Raw genomic sequence first — 9,354 nt, 5'->3', positions numbered from 1 at the left:
CAGCCCGGGTAGCTCAAGTGGGAGAGCGCCCCGTTCACACCGGGGAGGTCGGCGGTTCGAATCCGTCCGCGGGCACGTTGGCCGTAGCTCAATGGGAGAGCGCCAGGTTGTGACCCTGGAGGTGCCGGTTCGATCCCGGTCGGTCACCCCACGTGTGTTTGTCTGCCCCCGTAGCTCAGCGGACGAGAGCACCAGGTTCCGAACCTGGGGGTCGGCGGTTCGATCCCGCCCGGGGGTGCGCAGTTTTCCCTGCCGGAATGCCCGAGTCTGGTCCAAGGGCTCCGCCTGCAAAGCGGCTGTGCGCCGGTTCGAATCCGGCTTCCGGCTCTGCTGCCATCCGCTGTGCGGTGTTCTATTCCGGGCGGTGCCTGCCGCGCCGCTGCCCGAGCTCGTCTTCCGGCGCCGCACCCGGCGCTCCGCCGGTGCGCGCGTCGCCGGGGTAACTCCCATCGGCGTGTGCCCTGCCTGGGCGTGGCGGCGACGCGTACGGGGCGCCCGATCCTTGCGGCCGTGCGCCGTGGGGACCCGTTTGTCCTCGTTGCGCTGGAACGCGTCGCGGGTCCTGGTGCCCGAAGTGTGGTGTGGCCGCGTCGGGGGCCCCGAAGTGTGGTGTGGCCGCGTCCGGCGGTGGGGGTCCGTTCGGCGACCGACGGCGTGGGCCTGGAGCGCCGAATCCTCGTGGCGGCGGCCCACCAGCGCCCGGCCCTCTTCGCGGCGGGCCCGGCGCGTACTGCGGATTCCGCGCCGGACCATCCATCGTCGGCGGATACGGCCCTCTCCGCGCCTGCGCAGATGTCGCATCCATGGCCGGCACGCGAGGCTCACCCCGCACGGGGCCGGCTGGCGCGTACGGCTCGCTCCGCGTCGGCGCGTGCGTCCCGTCCATGGTCGGGACGCGCGGCCGGTCCATCGTCGGGACACGCGGCCTGTCCATCGTCGGAACGCGCGGCCCGTCCATGGTGGGCACGTACGGGCCGTCCATGGTCGGCACGGTCGCGCCCACCGGTACCGGGTCCGGTGGGGACGACTCGGAGGCGGTCTGCGCCTCCCGCACCTCCCCCGCCGACGGCCCGACCGGCCACAGCCGAGGCCGACGCCGGGCGGCCAGATCCTCCGCCCACCCGAACACCATCACCGCGACAGCGATCAGCACCCACACCGTGCCGTAGGCCCAGAACGGGTTCGTCGAAATCCCGGACTCCCACACACCCCCGACCTCCTCCAGCCGCTCACCGCTGAAGAACGCCAGATCGATCAGGATGTTGTGCCACAGATAGATCGTCACGGCGCGGTTGTTCACGAGCGCCACGAAGCGCCCGAGCACCGGCGTCCGACCGATCCACGACGCGTCCGGAGCGAACCGCAGCAACGGCAGGATCACCGCGATCGACCACAGCGACTGAGCGATCGGAATCCCGTTGAGGTCGTACGAGTCCGACGGGTGCGCCACGACCCAGGCCACGGCCCCGGCAGCAGCCACCACGACAAAAAGCCCCAGGGCGACGTTCGGCAACCGCTTGAGCGCGCCGGTGCGATGAGCAAAACCGAGCATCCAGCACGGCGCGAAGATGCCCAGGTCGGACACCAACGCCCAGATCGGCCCGTCGTCACCGGTCGGTAGGAAGCCGAACGCCTGGGCCACGAGAAGACCCAGCGGCGCGATGAGCGTCGGAACAGGGGCGCGGCGGAAGGCGGTGAGCAGCACCGGGCTGAGCAGGACCAGCCACAGGTAGGTCCGGAGGTACCAGAGCACCACCGTGGCGTTCTCGCCGAACGTGTTGCCGGGCGGGTCGAGCAGCGGCACGAACCAGAACACGATGTGCCAGAGCGGGACCGGCTCGCCGGTGCCCGAGTCGGTCCAGCTGCTCATCTTGCCGCCGGCCCAGATCATCAGCGGCACCATCACCGCGCCGAACAGCCACAGCGCGGGGAGCAGCCGCCGTACCCGGTTGCGGATCACGGTGCTCGGGTCCTGCCGGTCCAGCGAGTTCACCATGAGCCCGCCGGCCAGCGCGAACATCACGCCCATCGCAGGGAAAGCCCAGCTCAGCCATGCCCCGCCGAACGTGTGGTACGTGACGACTCGGACGATGGCGGCGGTCCGTAAGGCGTCCAGGTACAGCTCTCGCTTCCGCGTCCCGGGCACGGTCGAGCCGACGGCAGCCGTCATCGGGAAGCTCCAAGCTTTCGGTACCTGAGTGAACGCTGTGATTCCTGAGAGAACTCACAGGTTACTGCCCGGCCACAAGATGGCCACACCGGCGCCGATGCCACCGTGGCGGAAACTCACTCCCGCGAGCCTCCCGCCACATCGCTCCTGCCGCAACCGCAACGGCAGAAACCATCCGTTACCAGGGAACAGGACCGTTGTCGTCGTAGTAGCCGCCGCTCGGCCCGTCGTCGGGCAGCGTCGCGAGCTGAACTCCGATCGCCGCACCCTGCGCCGGCGTGCGGTGGCCTCGGAAGCCGTTGAGGTCGGTCGCCACGAAGCCGGGGCAACCGAGGTTGATCAGGATGTTCGTCCCGGCCAGCGCCTTGGCGTACTGCACGGTGACGGCGTTGAGGAACGTCTTCGACGTCGGGTAGGCCATGGCGATCGGACCGGTCGCGTCGGTGCCCTGGCTCTGCAGGGTCAGCGACCCGACGCTGCTGGAGATGTTGACGATTCGCGGCGACGCGGACGCGCGTAGCAGCGGCAGGAACGCGTCGGTGACGCGGATGACGCCGAGCACGTTGGTCTCGATCGCGTCCCGCACGACGTCCAGATCGGTGTTGCCGGGCTCCTGGGCCATCCCGCCGGTGATTCCGGCGTTGTTGACCAGCACGTCCAGGCGCTCGAACTGGCCCACGGCCGCGGCGACGCTCGCGTCCGACGTCACGTCCAGCGCGACGCCGAACGCGTCGACGCCGGCCGCACGCAGTTTCTCGACGGCTTCCTCGCGGCGGACGTCGTTCCGGACGCCCACACCCACACGCCAGCCGAGGGCGCCGAGCCCGATCGCAATCTCGTACCCGATGCCCTTGTTCGCGCCGGTGACCAGCGCAGTTGTCTGCTCGCTCATGTCTTCGATCGTCGCGCCGGGTCAGCTGGAGGCGCCAACACCGATCGGGTGCCCAGCGATACCTCTAGAGTATGGATATGGAGACCCGCGAGCTCCGCTACTTCGTCGCGGTGGCCGAGGAGCTGCACTTCGGACGCGCCGCCGAACGGCTCGGTATCGCCCAGCCGCCGCTGTCCCGCGCGATCCAGCAGCTCGAGCGCCGCATGGGCGTCGCTCTGCTGGAGCGTACGAGCCGCGCCGTCCATCTCACCGAGGCCGGGTCGGTGCTGCTCCGCGAAGGTCGGGCTGCCCTCGATTCGGTCGACGCCGCCGAGCGGCGCACCCGGCGTGCGGCGGCGAGTCGTCCCAGTCTCGTACTGGTGACCAAGGCCGGGGCCTCCAGCGAACTGCTCGCGAAGCTGCTCGACGCGTACGCCGCCGAGCCCGACGCGGTGGACGTCGAAGTCGTGCTGTGCGGGGTGCGCGAGCAGGAGCAGATGCTGCGGAACGGGCGGGCCGACGTCGCGCTCCTGCACCGGCCGCACGACTCGACGGTCGGACTCGACGCAGAAGAATTGCGGACGGAGCAGCAGGTCGTACTGCTGCCGGCCGGTCACCCGCTGAGCACGCGTCCGCACGTCCGGATGGCCGAGATCGAGGCGCTGCCGGACCTGCCGATGGCACGCTGGCCGCGCGCCGATGGCAGCTACCCGGACGGTCCGGGGCCGGAGGTGCGCGACCACACGCAGCTGATCCAACTGATCGCACTCGGGCGGACGCTCGTCGTGCTGCCGGAATCGGTCAGGACCCAATTGCGCGACGGCATCGCGACCGTGCCGGTGGCGGACGCCCACGAGGTCACGACCGTGATCGCCTGGCCGCCGCACAGCCGCTCCCGCCCACTGGCCCACCTGATCCGCGTCGCCACACGTCTCTAGGGGATCCGATGACCGACCTGAACGCTTTCGTCGGCGAGTGGACCGTCGAGCTCCGCTTCCCCGGTGCACCCCCGGTGACCGGCGCGCACAGCGTCTTCGAATGGATCCTCGACGGCGCTTACCTGCAGCAGCGGAACGACGTGCCGATTTCCGAAGTCCCGAACGCGCAGGCGATCTACGCGCCGGGAGCCGAGCCGGGCACGTACACGCAGCACTACTTCGACACCCGGGGCGTCAGCCGGCTCTACGCGATGACGTTCGACGGGACGACGTGGACGCTGCTCCGCGAGGCAGCGGACTTCTCGCCGTTGGACTTCCGTCAACGCTTCACCGCGACGTTCGACGGCGACCGCATCGAGGGTGCCTGGGAGATCGCCCACCCGGGGAAGGACTGGGAGCACGACTTCGCGATGACCTACATCCGGCTGCGGTAGGCCGTTCGGCTGGCTTCGATGTGGGGGACGTGCTCGATGGCCCAGCCGGCCAGGGCCAGGGCGGGCGCGATCAGGCTCTTGCCCACCGCGGTCAGCGCGTACTCCACCCGTGGGGGCACCTCCGCGTAGACGGTTCGCTCCACGAGGCCGTCGCGCTCGAGATTGCGCAGGGTGAGCGTCAACATTCGCTGTGAAATGCCTGGTATTTGCTGTTGTAGTTCGGTGAAGCGCACGGTTCCCTGATCGAGCGTCGCGACGATCAGCAGCGTCCACTTGTTGCAGATCTGATCGAGGATCGCGCGCAGGGTCTTGCCGCCGTCGCCACGGATCATGCACGTGTGCTCGTACTCGGACACGGGACCTCCCTGGGCACACGCCTGTGCCTTTTGTAGCGCCTCTGATAGTGCCGCATGATGGGGCTACTTACGACTCGTAACTATCGAGGTCATCATGGAAATCGCGTACTGGATCGTCGCAGGGTTACTCGCGCTGTTCTACCTCTACGGCGGCGGCGTCAAGGTCGTGCGCAGCAAGGAGCAGCTCCAGCCGATGATGGGCTGGGTCGACACGATTCCGATGCCGCTGGTGCGCACGATCGGCGTCCTCGAGGTGCTCGGTGCGATCGGGCTGATCCTGCCGCCGCTGACCGGCATCGCGCCCGCGCTGGCGATCGCCGCCGCAGTCGGCCTCGTGCTGGTGCAGATCGGCGCGATGGTCGTGCACTCGTCCCGGGGCGAGTACAAGGACCTCGGGCTGAACGTGGTGCTACTGGTCCTGGCCGCCGTCGCCGCCTGGCTGGCCACCACCTGGACCTAGCAGGTCCCAGCGGTTCCCGGCGATGTCGACGAACACCACGACCATGCCGTAGGGCTCCGAGCGCGGCTCACCCACGAACTCGACGCCGGCCTCGTGCATCCGCCGGTAGTGCGCGTCGAAGTCGTCCACGCGCAGGAAGAACCCGACCCGGCCCGCCGCCTGGTGCCCGACCGCGGCGGACTGCCGTTCGCCGTCGGCCCTGGCCAGCAGGATCCCGGTTCGCGCGCCGGGCGGACGCACCACGACCCACCGCTTCGGGGTGCCGTGGTGCGTCGAGGTCGCCGGCGAATCCTCGACCAGCTCGAAGCCCAGCACGTCGGTGAAGAACGCGATCGCCGGGTCGTACTCGTCGACGATGATCGAGACCAGCTCGAGGTGCATGCCGATCATCGTAGGGTCAGCGCCGCGGCGACCAGCGCGGGATCGGCGGGCAGCAGCGGAAGCCGCACGTCCGGCGTCGGGATGCGGCCCTCCGCGTGCAGCACGCCCTTGATGACGGTCGGGTTCGGCGCGGCGAAGAGCGCCGTCGACAAGCGGCTCAGCGTGTTCCCCAGAGCCCGCGCGTCGTCCAGCACCCCCTCCCCCCAGGCATCGGTCCGCCAGGCGTCGATCAGCCGCGCGTACCGGTCCGTCGCGCAGTGCGCCGACGCGGTGATCGCCCCGGCCGCGCCCATCGCCAGGAGCGGCCCGAGGAAAGCGTCGTCGCCGCCGAGCACCGCGAAGTTCGGTGGTGGGTCGGCCAGCAGCGCGACCGTGTCCGCGGTGATGCCGCCCGGTGCGTGCTTCACACCGACGACGCCGGGGATCGCGGCGAGCTCGCGCAGGGCCGCTGCCGAGAGCGGCTGACCGGTCCGCGCCGGCACGTCGTAGACCACCAGCGGAACGGGGCTCGCGGCCGCCAGCGCACGGAAGTGAGCGATCACCCCGGCCTCCCCGGGCCGGACGAACGGCGGCACCACGGTGAGCGCAGCGAGCACGTTCTTCCCGCCGAGCGACGCCAGCGCACCAGGCGAGTCAGCACCCACCAGCAACGGATGCCCCCGGTCGCGACACACCCCGGCAACCACCTCCAGCACCACCCCCCGCTCCCCCGGCGTCAACGCCGACACCTCCGACGTCGTCCCCAACGCCACCAACCCCCCAGCCCCAGCGTCGAGAAATGAATGGGCGAGCCCTTCGAGGGCAGAACCATCCACCCCACCCTCCCCGTCGAACGGCGTGATCAACGGGACGAACAGACCGGTGAGCATCATGGCTCCACCGTGAACCGGCAGACTCCTTAGCACCAGTTCCGATTCCTACTCAGACACCTAAGCTGAGCTGATGCTTGACGTCCGGCGGCTGCGTCTGCTCCGCGATCTCGCGCACCTCGGCACGATCTCCGCCGTCGCCGAAGCGCACTCCTACACCGCGTCGGCCGTGTCGCAGCAGCTCGCGGCGCTGCAGCGAGAGGCCGGGGTACCACTGCTCGAACGCTATGGCCGACGCGTGCGGTTGACTTCCGCCGGTGACGCGCTCGTCGAGCACGCGGAAGTGCTGCTCGGCGCTCTCGAAGCCGCCGACGCCACGCTCGCGGCCGCCCGGGGTGGCCTCACCGGGCCGCTGCGCATCGGCGCGTTCCCCAGCGCGGTGCGCACGCTGCTGCCGGGTGCCCTGACCACGCTCGGCCGCGACCATCCCCATGTCGAACTGCACGTCTCCGAGCTCGACCCGGTCGACGTTCCCGCGGCCCTCCGCGACCGTCGCCTGGACGTCGCGCTCGTCCACGACTACGACCTGGTGCCCGCGTCGCCGGATCCGACGGTCGAGTGGCTCCCGCTGGTCGACGAGGCGGTGTTCCTCGCGGTCTCCGGCGACCACCCCGGCACGCTCGCCGCCGCGGCCGACGCCCAGTGGATCGTCGGCAGCCCGGGGACGCTGTGCCACACGCTCGCGCTCCGCCTGTGCCACGACGCCGGTTTCCCGCCGCGCGTGCGACACCACGCCGACGACTTCACCGCTGTGCTCGCGCTGGTCGCCGCCGGTCAGGGCGTGGCCGTCGTGCCGCAGCTCGGCGTCGAACACCTGCCACCGCCGGTGCGCCTGCACACCCTGCCGATCCGCCGCCGCACCCGCATCGCCTTCCGCCGAGGCTCCGCCGCCCACCCGGCCGTCGCCGCGTGCGTCGCCGCGCTCAGCTCAGCAGCGTCTGGTAGCGAACTTCCGGCAGGTTGAAGTTCTCGCGTTCGACGCGCTGGACGCCGTCGGCCTTCCAGCCGTACCGCTCGTAGAACAGGCGTGCCCGAACGTTCGCCTCGAACACCCATAACACCGCGCTTCGACGCCCCGCCCGCGCCAGCTCCGCGCTCGCCTGGCCGAGCAGCCGGCCACCGGTGCCGCGGCCCCACACCTTCGGGTTGACGTACAGCGCGTAGACCTCGCCGGTGTGGCTGGGCAGCCCGCGGTCGTTGGCCGGGCCGAACGCGATGAATCCCTGCGCACACGTGCCTTCCTCGGCCAGCAGGATGCGGCCGACTCCACCGGAGAGAATGCGCCGCCAGATCTCGTGGCGCGCATCGACCGACAACGCGTCGAGGTACGCGTCGTCGATCAGATCCCGGTAGCCCGCCTGCCACCCGGCGACGTGGATCTTCGCGATCTCACGCGCGTCGGTGTCGGCGGCGGGGCGTAGTGCAAGACTCACCTTGCCGGTTCTACCGCGTGGACGCCGCTCGACACAGCGCTTTCGCGAAGTCGCTCAGGGTAATCCCCGCGTGAGTACGGTCTCCGCGTCGATGCGGGAGAGCTTCTCCGGGTTGCGGACGTAGTAGAGGCCAACGATGCGTCCGTCCTCGATCCGGGCCGCGAGGACGCCGTCGAACTCGCCGTCGGTACTCAGGACGAGCCCGGGGCTACCGTTGACCGTGACGTGGCCGCTGACGACAGTGGTCTTCGACGATCCGGCGAGCAGCAGCCGCGCCACCTTGCTCGCGCCGACGATCGGCCGCTGCACCGCCTGCTTCACGCCGCCACCGTCGGCGAGCAGTACGACGTCGGGAGCGAGCGTCCGCAGCAGCCCCTGCAGATCGCCGGTCTCGAGCGCGCGCCGAAAGGACTCGAGCGCCGCGCGGGACTCGCTCGGCGAGACCGTCCGGCGCGGCTGCCGGGCCTCGACGTGACGGCGCGCGCGGTGCGCGATCTGCCGGACCGCCGCCGGCGTCTTGTCCACCGCGGCCGCGATTTCCTCGTAGCTGACGTCGAACGCCTCGCGCAGCACGAAGACCGCGCGTTCGGTCGGCGAGAGCGTCTCCAGCACCAGCATCATCGCGATCGACACGCTCTCGGCGAGCTCGACGTCCTCGGCGACGTCGGGCGTGGTGAGCAACGGCTCGGGCAGCCAGGGCCCGACGTACGTCTCGCGGCGTCGGCGGACGGTGCGCAGCCGGTTGAGCGCCTGCCGGGTGGTGATGCGGACGAGGTACGCACGCTCGTCACGCACCTGCCCGACGTCGACCTCGGACCACCGCAGCCAGGATTCCTGCAGCACGTCCTCCGCGTCGGCCGCCGAGCCGAGCATCTCGTAGGCCACGGTGAACAGCAGGTTCCGGTGCGCGCTGAACGCGTCGCTCACGGCGTCACCTCCTCACCACACCAGACACCAGCCAGCGCCCGGGTGTGACAGCTGTCAGGCTCAGACCATGCCACTGCCCACGCGCGCCGCGACGCCTGCCGATCTGCCGAAGGTCATCGAGCTGGTCACCCAGATGTTCGACGATCTGGGCGCCACCGGCACCGGGTGGGAGGACAGCGCGCGAGAACGGCTCGTGTCCGGCACCGACATCGCGACGTTCGTGGCCGTCGACAGCGGCGACACGCCCGTCGCCGCCGCGGTGGGCGTCGTCGACCAGCGGCTGCCCAGCCCACGGCGGCCCGACGGGCGCATCGGCTACGTCGAGTGGCTCGCCACGGATCCGGAGCAGCGGCGTCGCGGCGCCGCCCGTGGCGCGCTCACCGCGCTCCTCGACTGGTTCGACGACCAGGGCATCTCCGCCGTCGACGTCCACTCCTCCGAGGACGCGCTGGGTCTCTACGAACAACTCGGGTTCGGCACCCCTCCCGCAGTGCCGATGCGACGCTTGACCTGAA

Annotated in this window: 12 protein-coding genes and 4 tRNA genes; 9 read left to right on the top strand and 7 right to left on the bottom strand. The window is 70.5% G+C overall.

The annotated features are described in order from the left end of the window. Positions 1-2: 2 nt before the first annotated feature. The 4 genes from ACGFY5_RS38760 to ACGFY5_RS38745 all read left to right on the top strand — a co-directional run bounded on the left by ACGFY5_RS38760 (position 3) and on the right by ACGFY5_RS38745 (position 327). Positions 3-75 (top strand) — tRNA-Val (locus tag ACGFY5_RS38760). Position 76: 1 nt separating this feature from the next. After that, positions 77-151, top strand: a tRNA-His gene (locus ACGFY5_RS38755). A gap of 13 nt (positions 152-164) precedes the next feature. Further along, positions 165-238, top strand: a tRNA-Arg gene (locus tag ACGFY5_RS38750). Positions 239-251: 13 nt separating this feature from the next. Continuing rightward, positions 252-327, top strand: a tRNA-Cys gene (locus ACGFY5_RS38745). Between the two features lie 25 nt (positions 328-352). On the opposite strand, the gene ACGFY5_RS38740 is transcribed toward ACGFY5_RS38745, so the two are convergent. Together ACGFY5_RS38740 and ACGFY5_RS38735 are read right to left on the bottom strand one after the other, a co-directional pair. Next, positions 353-2,170 carry an acyltransferase family protein gene (locus ACGFY5_RS38740; protein ID WP_392728774.1) on the bottom strand — a complete coding sequence of 606 codons (1,818 nt, stop codon included), beginning with the start codon at positions 2,168-2,170 and terminating at the stop codon, positions 353-355. A gap of 178 nt (positions 2,171-2,348) precedes the next feature. Beyond that, a complete protein-coding gene (locus ACGFY5_RS38735; RefSeq protein ID WP_392728772.1) occupies positions 2,349-3,062 on the bottom strand; it encodes an SDR family NAD(P)-dependent oxidoreductase in 714 nt (237 codons plus the stop codon). A 77-nt stretch (positions 3,063-3,139) separates the two neighbouring features. On the opposite strand from ACGFY5_RS38735, the gene ACGFY5_RS38730 reads away from it, so the two are divergent. Both ACGFY5_RS38730 and ACGFY5_RS38725 read left to right on the top strand, forming a co-directional pair. Continuing rightward, a complete protein-coding gene (locus ACGFY5_RS38730) occupies positions 3,140-3,979 on the top strand; it encodes a LysR family transcriptional regulator (protein ID WP_392728769.1) in 840 nt (279 codons plus the stop codon). 8 nt (positions 3,980-3,987) lie between these two features. Next, positions 3,988-4,413, top strand: a complete 426-nt coding sequence (locus tag ACGFY5_RS38725) for a hypothetical protein (protein ID WP_392728767.1) — start codon at positions 3,988-3,990, stop codon at positions 4,411-4,413. Here the strand turns inward: ACGFY5_RS38725 and ACGFY5_RS38720 are convergent. Beyond that, positions 4,395-4,769 carry a winged helix-turn-helix transcriptional regulator gene (locus tag ACGFY5_RS38720; protein WP_392728765.1) on the bottom strand — a complete coding sequence of 125 codons (375 nt, stop codon included), beginning with the start codon at positions 4,767-4,769 and terminating at the stop codon, positions 4,395-4,397. The genes ACGFY5_RS38725 and ACGFY5_RS38720 overlap by 19 nt on opposite strands. Before the next feature lie 94 nt (positions 4,770-4,863). Between ACGFY5_RS38720 and ACGFY5_RS38715 the strand changes: the two genes are divergently transcribed. Next, complete coding sequence (locus tag ACGFY5_RS38715; protein WP_392728764.1) at positions 4,864-5,229, top strand: DoxX family protein; 366 nt, start codon at positions 4,864-4,866, stop codon at positions 5,227-5,229. Here the strand turns inward: ACGFY5_RS38715 and ACGFY5_RS38710 are convergent. Both ACGFY5_RS38710 and ACGFY5_RS38705 read right to left on the bottom strand, forming a co-directional pair. Beyond that, positions 5,179-5,610, bottom strand: a complete 432-nt coding sequence (locus ACGFY5_RS38710) for a VOC family protein (protein WP_392728762.1) — start codon at positions 5,608-5,610, stop codon at positions 5,179-5,181. The genes ACGFY5_RS38715 and ACGFY5_RS38710 overlap by 51 nt on opposite strands. 5 nt (positions 5,611-5,615) lie before the next feature. Continuing rightward, entirely contained in the window at positions 5,616-6,482 is an 867-nt protein-coding gene (locus ACGFY5_RS38705; RefSeq protein WP_392728760.1) for a dihydrodipicolinate synthase family protein, read from the bottom strand. A 70-nt stretch (positions 6,483-6,552) separates the two neighbouring features. On the opposite strand from ACGFY5_RS38705, the gene ACGFY5_RS38700 reads away from it, so the two are divergent. Further along, on the top strand, positions 6,553-7,443 hold the full coding sequence (locus tag ACGFY5_RS38700; protein ID WP_392728758.1) for a LysR substrate-binding domain-containing protein: 891 nt from the start codon (positions 6,553-6,555) through the stop codon (positions 7,441-7,443). Here the strand turns inward: ACGFY5_RS38700 and ACGFY5_RS38695 are convergent. Together ACGFY5_RS38695 and ACGFY5_RS38690 are read right to left on the bottom strand one after the other, a co-directional pair. Further along, positions 7,403-7,912: a GNAT family N-acetyltransferase gene (locus ACGFY5_RS38695; protein ID WP_392728755.1), complete on the bottom strand. Its 510-nt coding sequence runs from the start codon at positions 7,910-7,912 to the stop codon at positions 7,403-7,405. The genes ACGFY5_RS38700 and ACGFY5_RS38695 overlap by 41 nt on opposite strands. A gap of 54 nt (positions 7,913-7,966) precedes the next feature. Then, positions 7,967-8,839: an RNA polymerase sigma-70 factor gene (locus tag ACGFY5_RS38690; RefSeq protein WP_392728753.1), complete on the bottom strand. Its 873-nt coding sequence runs from the start codon at positions 8,837-8,839 to the stop codon at positions 7,967-7,969. 67 nt (positions 8,840-8,906) lie between these two features. Here ACGFY5_RS38690 and ACGFY5_RS38685 point away from each other — a divergent pair, with 67 nt between their 5' ends. Continuing rightward, positions 8,907-9,353 carry a GNAT family N-acetyltransferase gene (locus ACGFY5_RS38685; RefSeq protein WP_392728751.1) on the top strand — a complete coding sequence of 149 codons (447 nt, stop codon included), beginning with the start codon at positions 8,907-8,909 and terminating at the stop codon, positions 9,351-9,353. Position 9,354 lies beyond the last annotated feature (1 nt).

The organism is Cryptosporangium sp. NPDC048952, from assembly GCF_043197895.1.
Taxonomy (GTDB): Bacteria; Actinomycetota; Actinomycetes; order Mycobacteriales; family Cryptosporangiaceae; genus Cryptosporangium.
This window is presented reverse-complemented; position numbering and strand designations above follow the sequence as displayed.